Origin of the sequence: Vibrio sp. Vb1166 (assembly GCF_033338695.1) — a bacterium.
Classification (GTDB): domain Bacteria; phylum Pseudomonadota; class Gammaproteobacteria; order Enterobacterales; family Vibrionaceae; genus Vibrio; species Vibrio alginolyticus.
Genome location: NZ_JAWOTE010000005.1, coordinates 110,385 through 126,804 on the forward strand (window position 1 = coordinate 110,385; position 16,420 = coordinate 126,804).

14 protein-coding genes and 1 tRNA gene are annotated in these 16,420 nt (G+C 44.4%); 9 read left to right on the top strand and 6 right to left on the bottom strand.

Annotated elements, in window-relative coordinates; all coding sequences use genetic code 11:
• The first annotated feature begins 57 nt into the window (after positions 1 to 57).
• The 3 genes from R7E51_RS07870 (at position 58) to R7E51_RS07880 (ending at position 2,361) form a co-directional block, all read left to right on the top strand.
• Positions 58 to 285 (top strand): YejL family protein, encoded by a 228-nt coding sequence (locus R7E51_RS07870; protein ID WP_005380722.1) that lies wholly within the window; start codon positions 58 to 60, stop codon positions 283 to 285.
• 22 nt (positions 286 to 307) lie between these two features.
• Entirely contained in the window at positions 308 to 2,116 is a 1,809-nt protein-coding gene (locus R7E51_RS07875) for a DUF3413 domain-containing protein (protein ID WP_206958123.1), read from the top strand.
• Between the two features lie 154 nt (positions 2,117 to 2,270).
• Positions 2,271 to 2,361: transfer RNA gene (locus tag R7E51_RS07880), tRNA-Ser, on the top strand.
• Between the two features lie 193 nt (positions 2,362 to 2,554).
• On the opposite strand, the gene R7E51_RS07885 is transcribed toward R7E51_RS07880, so the two are convergent.
• A complete protein-coding gene (locus tag R7E51_RS07885; RefSeq protein WP_206958126.1) occupies positions 2,555 to 3,478 on the bottom strand; it encodes a histone deacetylase family protein in 924 nt (307 codons plus the stop codon).
• 271 nt (positions 3,479 to 3,749) lie between these two features.
• Between R7E51_RS07885 and R7E51_RS07890 the strand changes: the two genes are divergently transcribed.
• Positions 3,750 to 4,439, top strand: a complete 690-nt coding sequence (locus R7E51_RS07890) for an SDR family oxidoreductase (RefSeq protein WP_005384911.1) — start codon at positions 3,750 to 3,752, stop codon at positions 4,437 to 4,439.
• Positions 4,440 to 4,622: 183 nt separating this feature from the next.
• Complete coding sequence (locus R7E51_RS07895) at positions 4,623 to 4,829, top strand: hypothetical protein (protein ID WP_005380717.1); 207 nt, start codon at positions 4,623 to 4,625, stop codon at positions 4,827 to 4,829.
• A gap of 44 nt (positions 4,830 to 4,873) precedes the next feature.
• Here R7E51_RS07895 and R7E51_RS07900 read toward each other — a convergent pair whose 3' ends face one another.
• Complete coding sequence (locus R7E51_RS07900) at positions 4,874 to 6,841, bottom strand: DNA topoisomerase III (protein WP_017821143.1); 1,968 nt, start codon at positions 6,839 to 6,841, stop codon at positions 4,874 to 4,876.
• 103 nt (positions 6,842 to 6,944) lie between these two features.
• Entirely contained in the window at positions 6,945 to 7,493 is a 549-nt protein-coding gene (locus R7E51_RS07905; RefSeq protein ID WP_206958128.1) for an NAD(P)H nitroreductase, read from the bottom strand.
• Between the two features lie 173 nt (positions 7,494 to 7,666).
• Between R7E51_RS07905 and R7E51_RS07910 the strand changes: the two genes are divergently transcribed.
• On the top strand, positions 7,667 to 8,983 hold the full coding sequence (locus R7E51_RS07910; RefSeq protein WP_054701571.1) for an MFS transporter: 1,317 nt from the start codon (positions 7,667 to 7,669) through the stop codon (positions 8,981 to 8,983).
• Between the two features lie 59 nt (positions 8,984 to 9,042).
• Here the strand turns inward: R7E51_RS07910 and R7E51_RS07915 are convergent, their stop codons facing one another.
• Positions 9,043 to 11,055 (bottom strand): NADPH-dependent 2,4-dienoyl-CoA reductase, encoded by a 2,013-nt coding sequence (locus tag R7E51_RS07915; RefSeq protein ID WP_206958130.1) that lies wholly within the window; start codon positions 11,053 to 11,055, stop codon positions 9,043 to 9,045.
• Between the two features lie 224 nt (positions 11,056 to 11,279).
• Between R7E51_RS07915 and sppA the strand changes: the two genes are divergently transcribed.
• Positions 11,280 to 13,130, top strand: a complete 1,851-nt coding sequence (sppA, locus tag R7E51_RS07920) for a signal peptide peptidase SppA (protein WP_005380705.1) — start codon at positions 11,280 to 11,282, stop codon at positions 13,128 to 13,130.
• 164 nt (positions 13,131 to 13,294) lie between these two features.
• Positions 13,295 to 14,308 carry an asparaginase gene (ansA, locus tag R7E51_RS07925; protein WP_017635822.1) on the top strand — a complete coding sequence of 338 codons (1,014 nt, stop codon included), beginning with the start codon at positions 13,295 to 13,297 and terminating at the stop codon, positions 14,306 to 14,308.
• A 95-nt stretch (positions 14,309 to 14,403) separates the two neighbouring features.
• Here the strand turns inward: ansA and R7E51_RS07930 are convergent, their stop codons facing one another.
• On the bottom strand, positions 14,404 to 14,688 hold the full coding sequence (locus tag R7E51_RS07930; RefSeq protein ID WP_005380700.1) for a YeaC family protein: 285 nt from the start codon (positions 14,686 to 14,688) through the stop codon (positions 14,404 to 14,406).
• 101 nt (positions 14,689 to 14,789) lie between these two features.
• On the opposite strand from R7E51_RS07930, the gene R7E51_RS07935 reads away from it, so the two are divergent.
• A complete protein-coding gene (locus R7E51_RS07935; RefSeq protein ID WP_017821139.1) occupies positions 14,790 to 15,611 on the top strand; it encodes a DUF2989 domain-containing protein in 822 nt (273 codons plus the stop codon).
• Between the two features lie 117 nt (positions 15,612 to 15,728).
• On the opposite strand, the gene msrB is transcribed toward R7E51_RS07935, so the two are convergent.
• Positions 15,729 to 16,136, bottom strand: a complete 408-nt coding sequence (gene msrB, locus R7E51_RS07940) for a peptide-methionine (R)-S-oxide reductase MsrB (RefSeq protein ID WP_005380698.1) — start codon at positions 16,134 to 16,136, stop codon at positions 15,729 to 15,731.
• Between the last annotated feature and the right edge of the window lie 284 nt (positions 16,137 to 16,420).

Here is a 16,420-nt window from a genome sequence, read left to right on the forward strand (position 1 = left end):
GTTGATGGGCATTGTAGGTTATCATAAGCCGCTTTTACTATCATTATTAGAGTCTTTATGCCGATTACATCTAAATATACTGACGAGCAAGTAGAAAAAATTCTTGCTGAAGTAGCAACAGTTCTTGAAAAACATGCTGCTTCTCCTGAGTTGACGCTAATGATTGCCGGAAATATCGCAACCAATGTCTTAAATCAACGTGTTGCTGCTTCACAACGCAAAGCGATTGCTGAAAAATTTGCTCAGGCGCTGATGTCTTCTTTAGAAACACCAAAAACACACTAATCACGGACAATAGAACACATACATGGTAGACAGCGGAAACTCATACGGCGAACGTGTATCTCGACTAGTTGGTTGGGGTCACTGGTTTGCATTCTTCAATATCGTTGCGTCGATGTTGATAGGCACACGCTACATTGTTCAGTCTCCTTGGCCCGAGACGTTACTTGGTCAGTTTTATCTGGCGGTTTCTTGGGTTGGTCACTTTGGCTTTCTAGTTTTCGCACTTTACTTGCTTGTTCTATTCCCGTTGACGTTTATCCTGCCATCGCGGAAATTGTTCCGTTTGGTGGCAGTGATTTTCGCAACCGTTGGGCAAACCATATTATTAATTGATACCCAAGCGTATCAGTCGATCAATTTGCACTTAACTCCCGTTGTCTGGGAGTTACTATTCAGCGAAGACAAAAGTGCGCTCAGCACTGACCTACAACATTTATTTGTTGTGATGCCGCTGATCTTCCTTATTCAACTCGCACTATCCGAATGGGTATGGCGAAAACAGCGCAAACTATCTCATAAGCACGTAGGACGCCCTCTCGCGGCCGTCTTTTTCCTCAGCTTTATGACCAGCCATTTGGTTTACATTTGGGCAGATGCGTATTTTTACAACCCAATTACTAGCCAGCGTTCAAACTTCCCTTTGTCTTACCCGATGACGGCGAAGAGTTTTATGGAAAAACATGGTCTACTTGACCGTGAGGAATACCTAAAACGTTTAGCAGAAAACGAAGGCAACGTAGAGTTAGTCAACTACCCTCTTGAAAAGCTTGAGTTTAACCGCCGAGTTAATAAGCTCAATGTGTTGATGATCAGCATAAACAATTTACGAGCGGATGCGCTTAACCAAGAAGAGATGCCTAACCTCTATGAGTTTGCTGAAAACAATCAGAACTTCCGTAATCATTACAGCTCAAGTAATGATACATACGGGGCCTTTGGTTTGTTCTATGGCTTACCGACCAGTTATGCATCAAGCATCAAGGCGCAAGGTGCTTCCCCAGTATTGCTCGATGTACTGAAAGATCAGGGCTACAACTTTGGTTTATTCAGTGGCAGTGGGTTTGAAGATGATCTCTACTCAGAAATTATTTTCCGCGACTTGAACTTAGCGGAAGACCTAGATGGCACGCAAGCTCATACCGATAAACAATCTATCGCAAACTGGAATACATGGTTAGCAGAGAAAGCAAGTCAGCCATGGTTTAGTTACATCGAAGTCACCACCGTTGATAATTTTGAATCGATTCCTTCAAATAATGACGAAGAAATGCCCGCAAGTGAGCGATTCAAAAAAGCTTATGAATATGCAGTGAAGTCGGCGGATAGAGCTATCGCCGGTATTATTGATGAACTAGAAACGACGGGACAACTGACAAACACCATCGTAATCATCACTTCTAATCACGGTAGTGAATTTAACGAAACCAATACGAACAGCTGGGGAGCAAACAGCAACTACAGCCGTTATCAATTACAAGTTCCGATGGTGATCCATTGGCCTGGAATGCTGGCTGGCGAGTTTAATCACAGCACAAGCCACTTGGACCTCTCGGTTACACTGTTGCAAGATATGCTCGGCGTATCTTCCAACCCATATGATTACAGTAGTGGTCGCAACCTATTCGATGAAAGCCGTCGTCGCTGGATCTTGGCGGGCGATACTCGCGAGCTTGCCTTAATTACTAGCTCGCAAACCACAGTGATCGATAAGTTTGGCAACTACAAGCTGTATGACAAAAACTACAAACGACTTAGAGATGATGCACCGAAGTTGCCAGTTTTGATGCAAGGTTTAACTGAGTTACAGCGTTTTTATTCTAAAAACGATTAATACCTAGCAATCCATATACTATTCAAACTCCCCTTTTTGGGGAGTTTTTGTTTATTTAAACAACACAAACCACAAATTTGCGCAGTAAACATCCAATCAGTTCAACTAGGGGTTTACAACATTTTCAAAGCCTTATATTATGCGCCTCAACAACGGAGAGATGGCTGAGTGGTTGAAAGCACCGGTCTTGAAAACCGGCATACGTTAATAGCGTATCTAGGGTTCAAATCCCTATCTCTCCGCCACTTTTAGAAAAAGCCCGCTAAGAAATTAGCGGGCTTTTTTGCATCTCCAGACTTAAAAGATTTGTACAAATCACTTATCACTTCTTGAACGCAACTAAGCACTCCGCCACCCTCCGAAAGAACCCACAAAAAATTAATGCCCTTTTCGTTCGTTCCAGTGTTGAATCAATTTGATATTTACATCTAGTTGTATCTACTCATCAATAAAGACTTCTTTAGCGGCATTGATAAGCTGCAAATGAATTGGGACGAGGTCAGCATGATTCGTTCGATATCCACCTCCAACGACAGCTGCGACAGGGATACCTCGAGATTTCACTGTTTGCATTAAAAATCTATCACGTTCTAAAATCCCTTGCGTCGACACATCAAAATATCCAAGCTCATCGTCTTGATGTATATCGACACCAGCATCGTAGATAACCAAATCAGGGCGATGAAGATTAAGTGCCATATCGACCACTTCTTTAAACGCCATTAAAAAATCCTCATCACCTGTTCCTCGCGCCATAGGCACATCGAGGTCAGACTGAGGCTTCCTCGCTGGGAAGTTTTTATCACAGTGGAAAGAAAGCGTGATGATATCTGGCTCATCGTCACATAAAGTTGCTGTTCCATCCCCATGGTGAACATCACTATCAATGATCAATACTTTATCGACATGCTCGACTTCGAGCGCTTGCCTGGCCGCGATCACTAAGTCATTAAATAAACAAAAACCACTGCCAAACTCTTTGTGTGCGTGGTGATACCCACCACTCAAATGAATGGCCACACCGTACTCAAGTGCCTTTTTTGCGGTCAGAGCCGTGCCCGCTGCTGAAGTTAGCGTTCTGGTAATGAGAGACTCACTCCAAGGAAAACCTATTCGGCGCATCTTCGCAGCTGGCATGTTTCCACTAACAAGTAACTCGACGTATTCCTCGTCATGAACACGTTTTACTTCCCCAACAGTTAATGCTTCGGGCTGGAAAAACTGCGTGTGCTCTTTCCAGTTATCTTTCTCCATATGCACCAATACCGATTCATAGAGGTACTGGTATTTCATAATTGGGTAACGATGCCCCTCTGGCAACTCAAGTTGAGAATAAATCGGGTGGTAGATAAATGGCAGCATGAGAAATTCTTAATAACAATGGTAACGAAATAGTATCAACTTAAAGGGTTGAATAAAACGCAATTTAATTGATAATGATTTTCAATATCAATTAAATTTAATATACATATGAATTCTACTTTCTTTGCTATTCTCGGCGCACTGTTTGGCTCTCTTTGTGCTCTGTCCCTATTTTCATCTCTCGTTGTTGGTGCGTGGTGGTTGGTTGATTTTATTGTGCTTAGCTAACACAATGACTTTCAACTGAAATCAAAAAAACATAGGTGTTTGTATGAGTCAAACCGTCTTTATTACCGGAGCAAATCGCGGCATTGGCCTTAGCTTAACTGAGCTGTACCTGAAGCAAGGCCACCAAGTACATGCTACTAGCCGCTCCTTAGAGAACAGTTCAGAACTACAAACTCTAGCCTCACAATTCAGCAATCTAGTTTTGCACGAACTGGATGTCACGCACTACGAACAAGTCGCTAAGCTTGCCGATAAACTCCCTGCCATCGACTTACTCATCAATAATGCAGGATATTACGGCCCCAAGGGATATGGCTTTGGAAATACTGACGTAGAAGCATGGCGTAAAGTCTTCGAAGTAAACACCATTGCTCCGTTAAAACTGGTTGAGTACTGTTACCCTCGCTTACAACAAGGCAAGATGAAAAAGATTGCTTGTATCTCATCAAAAGTCGGCAGTATGACCGAAAATACGTCCGGTGGCGGTTATATTTATCGCTCATCGAAAGCGGCGCTTAACTCGGTTGTGAAAAGCTTAAGTAATGATTTAACACCTGAAGGATTTACCGTTTTAGCGCTTCACCCTGGTTGGGTAAAAACGGCGATGGGCGGGCCAAATGCTTTGATAGATACGCAAACCTCCGCGCAAGGCCTAGCGAACGTGATAGAGCTGAGCACACCGCAGCTTTCAGGTCGATTTATTAACTACGATGGTACTGAGTTACCTTGGTAGCAGCATTAAGACACAACCATCACTAAACCAAATACCATCAAAGCCAGGCTTCATAATCGTGACTTGGTTGGCAAACATAATGTTCATCAGTGATCCACCAGCATAATTCACGCAATCTAACTTGAATTTATCTACATCCAATCCAGACTTAGGAAAAAGTAGAACAAATAAGGAGAAAGCACGATGGCAGCAGATAGGGATTTGGTTAATTTTAGCGAAGAGCACGAACTAAATTACTGCTTGAGAAGTGCTGGTAAACGCCAAACTCAAGCGAATCGAGATACATTAGTTGACTTGGGCAACCAGGTGAAAGAGGTACTGGACAAACGCGTGTTAACTCAAGGTGAAGTAAGAGGCGCGATCCAAAACCACGGTGACCTGTTCGAGTAATCTATTTTCAAGCATGCGCGGTGTTTAATTACACCGCGCTTGTCCTATGCCTGCTTACCTTTGGTTGCACGAGATTTAGTCGCGCCACCATTCTTTGAATAACTGCGCTTTTTACGTTTAAACGCAGGACGTTCCACCTTGGGTAGATGACGTAATGAATCAGGGATAGGGCCTGCTTTTACTTGTGCCATCAAGCTATCAATGCGTTGTTCCAGTGCTTGCATGAACGGCTGATATGCTTGATTTCTCTCTGCCATACCTTGTAACTGGTGCTCCCAATGAGCCGTCATATCAGGGTATGTTGAATCTTCTGGCAAGGCATGAATGAGACCTCTTCCCGCAGGAGAACTGAGAATTGACTTACCTTGACGCGTAAGCAGTTGGCGTTTGAACAGCGTGTCCAAAATACCAGCGCGAGTCGCTTCCGTGCCTAGCCCATCAGTGTCACGAAGGATTTTTTTCAGTTCTTTATCCGCAACATAACGGGCGATCCCGGTCATCGCTTGCAACAGCGATGCCTCGGTAAAATGCTTTGGTGGCTCGGTTTTTCGGTCTTTTATTTCCCCTTCACGACAAGTTAACACGGTGCCTTCGGGTAGCGGTGGCACGGCATCAATACCTTCATCTTCCTTGTCAGTTTTGCCCATTAGCGCTTTCCAACCCGGCGAAACTAACTGACGACCTTTCGCGACAAACGTACCACCAGCGATATCGAAAACCAATTTCGCTTCTGCGTAAACCGCCGCCGGATAGAACTGCATGAGGTACTGACGAGCAATCAATTGATACACTTTCATCTCATTGCCGGAAAGCGCATTCACATTAGCTTGCTTCGGTGTAGGGATAATCGCATGGTGCGCATCCACTTTTTTATCGTTCCAGGCTTTGGACTTTAATGTTAAGTCTGCTCCCTGAACGGCAACTTGCAACTCTTTTGCGTTATTCGCAATAGCAGTTGTCACCGTCCCTGCTTGTGAGTAGTGTTCCATCGGCAAATAGCGACAATCTGAACGCGGGTAAGTGATCAGCTTGTGCTTTTCATACAATGCCTGACAAGTATCTAGTACTTGTTGCGCACTCATACCATAGCGCTTCGCGGCATCGATCTGTAAAGCAGATAACGAATAAGGTAATGGTGCTGATTGCTTGGTTTGCTTTTGTTCCGACTCTGTCACTTTTGCGGGTTGATTTGCAATACGGTTTGCAACATTTTCTACCAACTTACGGTTTAATACTCGACCTTCTTCGTCCTGCCAAGGCTTGCATGCCTCACTTGGCTTCCAACGAGCACGAATATCAAAAGTACCATTGGCATCTTGATATGGGATCAGAGCATGTAGGGTAAAATAGTCCTTCGGGACAAAGTTTTCGATTTCTTCATCACGACGCACCACTAAGCCAAGAACTGGCGTTTGCACTCGCCCTACCGAGAGAACACCTTGATACCCTGCTTTTTGACCAAGCAAGGTATAAGCACGAGACATGTTCATACCATACAGCCAATCAGCCCGAGAGCGGGCCAATGCTGAAACTGAAAGTGGGATAAACTCGCGATTACTGCGCATAGAACTGAGAGCACGTTTAACCGCAGGTAAGTTCAAGTCGGAAATCAACAAACGCTGTGTAGATTCCTTCTTGGTTTTAGATAACTTGCAATAGTCCAGAACTTCATCAACTAACAGCTGACCCTCTCGATCTGGGTCTCCTGCATGAATGACTTCGTTAGCTTCTTTGAGCAATTTACGAATCACTGTTAATTGCTTACTTGCACTTTTCCTCGGTCTGAGCTGCCATTGCTGCGGAACAATTGGTAAATCTGCCATATTCCACTTTTTGTAACGCTCATCGTAAGCGTCGGGTTCGACTTGTTCGAGCAAGTGGCCGATACACCAAGTAACGATATCCCCGTTCCCACAGCGGATGAATCCTTGATCTTTCTTTTGAGGGTTTGGCAGTGCAGCGGCAATCGCACGGCCTAAACTTGGTTTTTCAGCAATAAACAGACGAGACATAACGTTTTGGAAATAAATATAATTAGGGCCACATTATCGAATGTAGCCCTAATAAATCAAGAAAAACTGTATAAATAAACAGTCAGTTTATTTAAGTTTTCAGTTATAGAAATTCAACAAACTGAGAAAGGTCACGCTCAGGAACTTTCATCGGTGTACAACCAGGCGTGCCTAAGTACAAGAAACCAACAATCTCATCGTCACCTTCTAAACCAAATGCTTGATGAACTTCTGGATGGAACATCCACTTACCTGAGCGCCAAAACCCTTGAAAGCCTTGCGCTACGGCTGACATTTGCATCGCTTGTACAGCGCATCCCGCAGATAAGTGTTGCTCTAGTGCTGGTACTTTCTCATGTTCTGTTACTTTAGCAATAACAGTGATCACCATTGGTGCGCGAAATGGGGCATTCTTTACCTTTTCGACCACCGCTTCATCACTATTTTCAGCTTCTGCCGCTTTTACCAATATATCTGACAGTTTTTTCAAACCATCGCCCTGTGCGATAACGAAACGCCAAGGGGTTAATCCCGCATGGTCAGGCGCACGAAGGCCAGCACGAATGATGTTCTCAAGTGCTTTACCTTCTGGAGCAGGCGCGGATAACTTCGCGATAGATCGGCGATTGAGCAAAAGATCGAGAGCGTCCATGAAAGAATCCTTATTGAATATCGTTGTTATTTTGTTTACGCCACTTTAGCACAATCTGCTCCTGCGAATAACAACCGGTTTTCTGTGGGCTTGATAACGTGCTTCACTTAACATCAATCTGGGTTTAATGTTAATTTATTCGCGAAATGAATAAGTTGAACATAGGCAGGTTGATGAACAAGGACAAACAAAACAGCATTTACGAAAAGATCGTTAATGACGAAGATGCCCGTGCCTGTAAGGCGATTCCTGAATCAGCTTGTCATCAAGTTCCCGGCAACTTTCTTAAAATCATTCTCGCTCAGTTTTTAACGAAAGTCGGCGATGCGTTAATCAATCCTAAAGTCACGTTGCCGTGGATACTACAAAGTCTCGGGGCTCCGGTTTACTTAATTGGTTGGCTGGTTCCTATTCGTGAGTCAGGATCCCTTATCCCACAACTTAGCATCGCGCACTACATCCGACGCATTCCAGTAAGAAAATGGGTCTGGGTAATTGGCAGTATCTTGCAGGCTCTTTCCATATTTGCAATCGGATTGGTCGCATTAACTCTAACAGGAGCAGCTGCGGGTTATGGTGTGATTGCATGTCTTGTGATCTTCAGCCTCTCACGCGGTTTAAATTCCGTCGCATCAAAAGATGTATTGGGCAAAACCATCCCTAAAAACCAACGAGGTCAAGTCAACGGCTGGTCTTCAAGCGCTGCTGGCCTGGTTACGCTGCTTTTCGCTAGCCTTCTGGCACTAGCCTGGTTATGGGACGTAGAGCCGACAGAGCGCTTTTACGGTCTGAGTTTAGGCTTAGCGGGCGTCATATGGCTCATCGCGGCATTAGTCTATGCGCGAATTAATGAGTATGCCGGTGAGGTAGACGGTGGTCGAAATGGCGTCCTCGAAGCGTTTAAACAACTCGCGTTACTTAAGACAGACGTGACCTTTCGTCGATTCGTTATCACGCGGACACTATTTTTATGTTCTGCGCTGAGTGCACCGTACTACGTTGTGCTGGCACAGCAATCTCTGGGTGGACAGCTCTGGGTGCTAGCTCTCTTTATGTTTGCGAGTGGCTTAGCCTCCTTTGTGTCAGGTCCTTTCTGGGGAAGAATGTCCGATCGCTCTAGCCGCAGTGTGATGGTCATAGGCGCAATGATGAGCGCGCTACTTGGTGTTGTGTTATTTGTTTACGATACATGGGTCACCGCTAGCCAAAGCTTCCTATTCGTGATTCCTCTGCTTTACTTTTGTGTTTGTATTGCCCACGACGGAATACGAGTCGGACGAAAAACCTATTTAGTTGATATCGCAGAAGGTGACAAACGGACGAGCTATGTAGCCGTGAGTAACACAGTGGTTGGGATAATGCTGCTTCTAATGAGCTCTCTTGGTGTTATGTCGAACTTCTTGAGCCTTTCAGCTGTGGTGTTAGTGTTCTCTTTTATTACTTTTGCTGGCGTGGTAATGGCCAAACAACTGCCAGATATCAGTGACTAGTTCTATACAAAAAAGCTGCGCTCAAAGCGCAGCTTTTATGGTAAACACACATTAAAAGGCTAGAGTTTTACCGCCAATTTAACACCTTGACGAATCGCACGCACAGCATCAAGTTCACCCGCATGGTCAGCTCCGCCAATGATATGAATCTTATCTCCAAGTTCAGACCATTTATCTTCAAACGGACGTACAGACTCTTGCCCAGCACAAATGATAACTTTGTCTGCATTAAGTACCTGCGCGCTTCCGTCTACATGAATGTGCAAACCTTGATCATCAATTTTATCGTAAGACACACCACCGACTAAATGTACGCCCCGTTTTTCAAGGGTACGTTTATGGATCCAACCTGTCGTTTTACCCGGACCTTTACCTACACGACCTTTACGACGCTGAAGTACCCAGACTTCTTTATCGCTAACCGCATCAGGGTAAGGGTATAAACCACCCGGCTGAGACATCTCCTTGTCGATTCCCCATTCATGCAACCAGTCATCCAACGTTTGTCCAACTGGCTCTGTGAGCATGGTCGCGACATCTACGCCAATGCCACCAGCACCAACGATAGCCACTTTCTCACCGACTGGCGTTTTGTCTCGAATGAGAGTTTGATAGTCGACGACTTTCTCTGGGTTATCAATTCCATCAATATTGACTTTACGTGGCTCAACACCCGATGCCATCACTATCTCATCGTATTCTGTGAGTAAGTCATAGTTCGCTTCCGTCGATAAGTGCAGATTCACGCCTGTTTCATCAATACGGTTAGCGAAATATCGTATCGTCTCTCGAAACTCTTCCTTACCAGGGATCTGCATCGCAAGACGGAACTGACCACCGATGCGGTCGTTCTTTTCGAACAGATCAACCTTATGGCCACGTTCAGCCAGTGTGGTCGCACAAGCCAAGCCCGCAGGTCCAGCACCAACAACTGCAATGTTTTTCTTTTTAAAGGCTGGTTCAACAACAATTTCGGTTTCATAGCACGCTAGAGGGTTCACTAAGCAACTGGCGCGCTTACCTTTAAACACGTTATCTAGACACGCCTGATTACAACCAATACACGTATTAATAAGCTGCGCTTTTTCCTGTTCGGCTTTAGCAACAAAGTAAGGATCGGCCAAGAATGGGCGCGCCATCGAAACCATGTCGGCATGACCGGAAGATAAAATGCGTTCTGCTTCATCTGGCGTATTTATACGGTTGCAAGTGATAATAGGAACCGAAACGTGAGGTTTAACTTTTTCCGTAACCCATGTAAACGCACCGCGTGGTACTTGAGTCGCAATTGTCGGAATTCGAGCCTCATGCCAACCGATACCCGTATTAATAATCGTGACGCCAGCCTCTTCAAGTGCTTTCGCCAATTCGATAACGTCTTCAAAAGTGCTGCCCTGCTCGACAAGATCCAGCATAGAAAGACGGAAGATGATGATGAACTTGTCACCCACCGCCTTGCGTACCGCTTTAACAATTTCTAGCGGAAAACGCATACGTTTTTTATAGCTGCCACCCCATTCGTCGTAACGCATATTAGTACGTTTACATAAGAATTGGTTTATCAAGTAACCTTCCGAGCCCATTAACTCGACGCCATCATAACCAGCAAGCTGTGCTAACTCCGCACTATTAGCAAACGCGTCGATGGTTTTCTTTATCTGGCGGTCGCTCATTTCACTCGGAGCAAACTTTGCAATCGGCGCTTTAATGCCAGATGCACTTTGCGAGAATGGATGCATTGCATAACGCCCAGCATGGAGAATTTGCAACGCAATTTTACCACCGTGCTTGTGCACCGCTTCTGTCACAACTTTATGGGCTTTAGCATGTTTTGGCTTGCTGAATTCAGCACTCAACGGGTGTAAACGACCGCGTAAGTTAGGAGAAAAACCTCCGGTTACAATCAGTCCGACACCGCCTTTCGCGCGTTCTTCATAAAAAGCAGCGAGCTTCTGTAATCCTTCTTTGTGCTCTTCTAAGCCCGTGTGCATTGATCCCATCAGAACTCGGTTTCGTAATTGTGTGAAACCGAGATCCAGTGGCTTTAATAGGTTTGGGTACATGGCAGACATCACTTAACATCCATTGTTATTATCATGGTCTGACCAGATTAAGCCTGCTCAACCAAAAAATCAAACAAGCGTTTACATTTTTGTAACACCGATCAATCTCGTGTGAAAATATGCCAATTGTTGAGTGGTCGTGATAAGCTAAAAAAATGTTATCTTTTGAGATCTTAGAGATAAGAACCCATACTTTGTTAGACTCGGCGTAACTATCTCGTTATGGAGACAAGATGAAAAAACTCTTCAAATTTATTGGTTTGATATTTAAAGGGATATGGAAAAGTATCACTTTCATCAGACTCGCACTGGCAAACCTAATTTTCTTGCTGATGATTGCCGTTTTCTACTTTGCCTTTACTTATACCGGAGACGGTCAACCTGTCGTCGAAAAAGAATCGGCATTGGTGATGAACCTTTCAGGCCCAATTGTCGAACAAAGACGTTATGTAAACCCAATGGACTCTTTTGCTGGTTCCCTTTTGGGTAATGAGCTACCGAAAGAAAACGTCCTTTTCGATATCGTTGATACTATTCGCTACGCGAAAGACGATCCTAAAGTGTCTGGATTAGTGCTAGCACTGCGAGACATGCCAGAAACAAATCTCACGAAACTACGTTACATCGCGAAAGCGTTGAACGAATTTAAAGCATCAGGCAAACCCGTTTACGCCGTAGGTGATTTCTACAACCAAAGCCAATATTACTTGGCAAGTTACGCTGATAAAGTTTATCTGGCACCTGATGGTGGTGTATTGATTAAAGGTTACAGCGCTTACTCAATGTACTACAAAACGTTACTTGAAAAGCTTGACGTTTCTACTCATGTTTTTCGCGTAGGTACTTATAAATCCGCTATCGAACCGTTTATTCGTGATGACATGTCCGATGCGGCGAAAGAGTCAGCAACACGTTGGGTTACTCAATTATGGAGTGCTTTTGTTGATGACGTAACAACAAACCGAAACATTGATGCGAAAGTGCTTAATCCAACCATGGATGAGCTGATTAACGAGATGAAGTCTGTAAATGGCGATATTGCTCAGCTCGCAGTCAAATTGGGGCTAGTGGATGAACTTGCGACACGCCAAGACATTCGCACTCTATTCGCAAAACAGTTTGGTAGCGACGGCAAAGACAGCTACAACGCGATTGGTTACTACGACTACCTTGCAACGATTCGTCCCGATTACACACTACCTCAGCACGACATCGCCGTTGTTCTAGCCAGTGGCGCGATTATGGACGGTCAACAACCTCGCGGAACTGTTGGTGGTGACACAGTCGCAAGCTTGCTGCGTCAAGCACGCAATGATGAAAAAGTGAAAGCGGTCGTATTACGAGTAGATAGTCCAGGAGGCAGTGCCTTTGCTTCTGAAGTGATTCGTAACGAAGTAGAAGCTCTGAAGCAAGCAGGTAAGCCGGTTGTTGTATCCATGTCGAGTTTGGCTGCTTCTGGTGGTTATTGGATTTCAATGAGCGCAGACAAAATCGTTGCTCAGCCAACAACCCTGACGGGCTCCATTGGTATATTTAGTGTCATCACCACGTTTGAAAAAGGCTTTAGCAAGTTAGGTATTAACACTGATGGCGTTGGCACATCGCCGTTCTCAGGTGACGGTATTACCACTGGCCTTTCTGAGGGCGCGTCTCAAGTGTTCCAATTAGGTATCGAACACGGTTACAAGCGCTTTATTTCTCTAGTTGGCGAGAATCGCGATATGTCTCTAGAGGAAGTTGACAAAGTTGCTCAAGGTCGAGTTTGGACTGGCCAAGATGCACTATCCTTTGGTCTTGTCGATCAAATGGGTGACTTTGATGATGCTGTAGAGCTAGCAGCGAAACTAGCGAACGTAACCGATTACGGCATTTACTGGGTAGAAGAGCCTCTTTCACCTACTGAACTATTTCTACAAGAGTTTATGAAACAGGTGAAAGTCTCTCTAGGTATTGATGCAACAAGCTTGCTACCAAAAAGTCTTCAACCCGTAGCTCAACAATTCGAACAAGACGCAAGCTTGCTCCAAAGCTTCAACGATCCTAAAGGTCAATACGCATTTTGTTTGAACTGCCAAGTGCAGTAGTTTTTCCATCAATATTACAAAGGGCACTTCTACTTGAAGTGCCCTTTTTATTAGGCTTTGCATCTCCTCAGATGACTTTCTGATGCTGTGCGTATAGCCTCGCATCTCAAGGTTATTTAGGTATATAATCCCCGCCTCTGTTCCCCTACACGAAAGAAAAAACGATGACTAGAAAACACATCTACATCGCTTACACCGGTGGTACCATCGGAATGCAAAAATCCGACCACGGCTATGTGCCTGTTGCTGGCTTTATGGAAAAGCAATTAGCAAGCATGCCCGAATTCCATCGTCCTGAAATGCCGGATTACACCATCCACGAATACGACCCTCTGATTGACTCATCAGATATGACACCTGCTGACTGGCAGCAGATTGCGAATGATATTCGTGACAACTATGACAAATACGATGGTTTCGTTATCCTACATGGTACTGACACCATGGCGTACACAGCGTCCGCATTGTCTTTCATGCTTGAAAACCTTGGTAAGCCAGTGATTGTAACGGGTTCACAAATCCCTCTCGCAGAGCTGCGTTCTGACGGCCAAGCAAACCTATTAAACGCGCTACATATTGCGGCAAACTACCCGATCAACGAAGTAACTTTGTTCTTCAATAATCAATTGATGCGTGGTAACCGCAGCACAAAATCTCATGCTGACGGTTTTAATGCCTTTACTTCACCAAACCTTCCTCCACTATTGGAAGCTGGGATCAATATTCAAGTTAGCAACAGCGTAACCGTTGGTGCACAACCAGAAGGTGAGTTTAAGGTTCACAACATCACGCCACAACCAATCGGTGTGATCACCATGTACCCTGGTATTTCACACGAAGTTATCCGCAACACGCTTCGTCAGCCCGTGAATGCGATGATTCTTCTGACTTTTGGTGTCGGTAATGCTCCTCAGAACCCTGAGCTGCTTGGTCACCTGAAAGAAGCCTCTGAGCGCGGCGTTATTGTCGTAAACCTAACTCAGTGTTTGGCAGGTAAAGTGAATATGGGCGGATATGCCACAGGTTGTGCGCTCGCAGACTCTGGTGTTATCAGTGGCTTTGACATGACGCCCGAAGCGGCGCTGGCAAAACTACACTACCTTCTAAGCCAAAACCTTTCTTACGAAGAAGTAAAAGAGAGAATGCAACAAGTACTGCGTGGTGAAATGAGCCTGTAAGTTCAAGCTTTCTACGATCTAAAAAGCCCAATACAATTTGGGCTTTTTTCTTTCAAAATCAAAATAATAAAATTTTGAGAAATAAGGCGTAAGGATTAATCAATGTTCGGATTGACACGAACAATATCGCTCTCTTCTCCGCTGAATTGTTTTTTAAGCTCTTGTTTTGATTTAAAACTGATTTCACCACCGGCTGCAACCGTCATATGCTGCGCATCAGTATTATGTTTTGATTGATACAACATCACAGCTTGCATACACGAATCTCGCTGCTCTTTAGAAAGTGTTGTACCCTCAGGCCATCTTCCCGTTTCTACTGCATACACTAAGCGATCATAAACTTCTGGAGTCATCGCTTGTAATAGTTGTTCTGCGTCCATAGTGTACCTTCTTATTACATTCTATTTACAGAACATAACGGGTTAAGAAACTGAGTCAAGAATACGAAAATGAATTGGTGTAACGGATCACAAGCAAAGCCATGAAAAGAACAAACTGGTTACTTCTCAGCCTCGCATGTTTTGCGCTATCGGGCTGTTTTGAAGGTAACGTGACAACCGAAGAGTTGTGCCAAAAAACACCAGAGCTGCGTTGCGAGCAGCTCAATATGGATGACGGCCAATGTCGAATTCCAAGAACAAATTTGGTTTGGCATCGGTTTGAGCAATTGAAAAACCCATCAGAGGCCAACCAAATCATCGAATACGGTCTGGTCGCTGAATATAGGAAATGCTTAGAACTCGCCTCCCAGATCACCCCTATTGATCAAAGTGCTCTCAAAAGACAACGCTTTAATGCATTGGTACACAGTATTGATGAGCTAGAGCGCATCGTAAACGAGTTAAAAGGCTCAGAAGACCCGGCTACTTTGTATTTCTTATGGTCTCAAACGGGAGATACTCAAGCTCGGCGCGCATTTTTACAAATGGAAGGGTCTCCCCAATTAAATAATGCTGAGATGCAATATGCATTAGCCACTTTTTATACCAACCGAGATACCAAGAAAACCCTGGAGCTTCTTAATAACGCGTTGTCTTTATCTGATGAAGACAACATCAATCCGGTCATTCTCAAGTCAATGGCAAGTATTCATCAAGGGCTTGGAGACAAAGAGCAAGCGTATCTATGGGCAATGGTCGCGAAGAGATTCGACGTACCGCTTGCTGATGAAAAGCAGCTCCAACGTATGTTCAATTTCAGTCATCCAGAGCGATATAAGCAGTTGGATGAATTAGCCGAATCGGTGGCGAAAGCCATAGAGAAAGGTATCTATTCCCCAGCAATGATACCCAGTGAGATATAAACGAAAAACTCCCGCAATGAGCGGGAGTTTTTATTTAAGTCGAGCGACACTCAGATCACCGTTGAGCATGAATCATCCTGAAAGGATAAAACAATCTCGAGCACAATTTTGTCGTTATTATTCTGATTTGTTGAAAATTAACGACACAGAATTAACACAAAAACGCTCTCCTGTGGTCTGTGGGCCATCTTCAAAAACGTGCCCTAGATGGCTATCACACGTTGCACAACGAATCTCTGTACGTACCATTCCGTGACTTAGATCTTCTAAATAGCGCACCGCTTGATCGTTGATAGGCGCATCAAAACTTGGCCATCCGCAGCCAGAGTCATACTTGTTATCAGAGACAAAGAGAGGGGCATTACAACAAGTACAAGCATAAACACCAGTTTCCTTATTATGCAGTAGCTTACCGCTGAAAGGAGGTTCTGTACCTTGCTCTCGGCAAACACGGAACTCTTCATCAGACAGTTGCTCACGCCACTGTTCATCTGACTTCGTCACTTTTTTCCCGCTTTGTTCCACGACTTTCGGCTCCTTATTTACTGTTCTTGGTATTGACTTTTTTAGCAAAAAACTTGCTTCTCTTAACAGTTGTAGCACATACTTTCTCACCAGGACACCATGCGTAATTAATTTGATAAGAGCACTTATCTCACCAGTTATATTACGCCAACTGGGCTACAGAAGAATCAGTTAAAAGTTTAAAAAACGTACATTTGCAAAGAATTGTTAAAAAAAGCGTCGCTTTTTTTTGACTTTAAACAAGTTAAGTCCGATTATCACTTGCAGATGTTTACTGGATTCTG

What these genes read in the sequence shown, in the direction of transcription:
- R7E51_RS07870 (WP_005380722.1), top strand. Translation starts at nt 58, where the DNA reads ATGCCGATTACATCTAAATATACTGACGAGCAAGTAGAAAAAATTCTT.
- R7E51_RS07875 (WP_206958123.1), top strand. Translation starts at nt 308, where the DNA reads ATGGTAGACAGCGGAAACTCATACGGCGAACGTGTATCTCGACTAGTT.
- R7E51_RS07885 (WP_206958126.1), bottom strand. Translation starts at nt 3,478, where the DNA reads ATGCTGCCATTTATCTACCACCCGATTTATTCTCAACTTGAGTTGCCA.
- R7E51_RS07890 (WP_005384911.1), top strand. Translation starts at nt 3,750, where the DNA reads ATGAGTCAAACCGTCTTTATTACCGGAGCAAATCGCGGCATTGGCCTT.
- R7E51_RS07895 (WP_005380717.1), top strand. Translation starts at nt 4,623, where the DNA reads ATGGCAGCAGATAGGGATTTGGTTAATTTTAGCGAAGAGCACGAACTA.
- R7E51_RS07900 (WP_017821143.1), bottom strand. Translation starts at nt 6,841, where the DNA reads ATGTCTCGTCTGTTTATTGCTGAAAAACCAAGTTTAGGCCGTGCGATT.
- R7E51_RS07905 (WP_206958128.1), bottom strand. Translation starts at nt 7,493, where the DNA reads ATGGACGCTCTCGATCTTTTGCTCAATCGCCGATCTATCGCGAAGTTA.
- R7E51_RS07910 (WP_054701571.1), top strand. Translation starts at nt 7,667, where the DNA reads ATGAACAAGGACAAACAAAACAGCATTTACGAAAAGATCGTTAATGAC.
- R7E51_RS07915 (WP_206958130.1), bottom strand. Translation starts at nt 11,055, where the DNA reads ATGTCTGCCATGTACCCAAACCTATTAAAGCCACTGGATCTCGGTTTC.
- sppA (WP_005380705.1), top strand. Translation starts at nt 11,280, where the DNA reads ATGAAAAAACTCTTCAAATTTATTGGTTTGATATTTAAAGGGATATGG.
- ansA (WP_017635822.1), top strand. Translation starts at nt 13,295, where the DNA reads ATGACTAGAAAACACATCTACATCGCTTACACCGGTGGTACCATCGGA.
- R7E51_RS07930 (WP_005380700.1), bottom strand. Translation starts at nt 14,688, where the DNA reads ATGGACGCAGAACAACTATTACAAGCGATGACTCCAGAAGTTTATGAT.
- R7E51_RS07935 (WP_017821139.1), top strand. Translation starts at nt 14,790, where the DNA reads ATGAAAAGAACAAACTGGTTACTTCTCAGCCTCGCATGTTTTGCGCTA.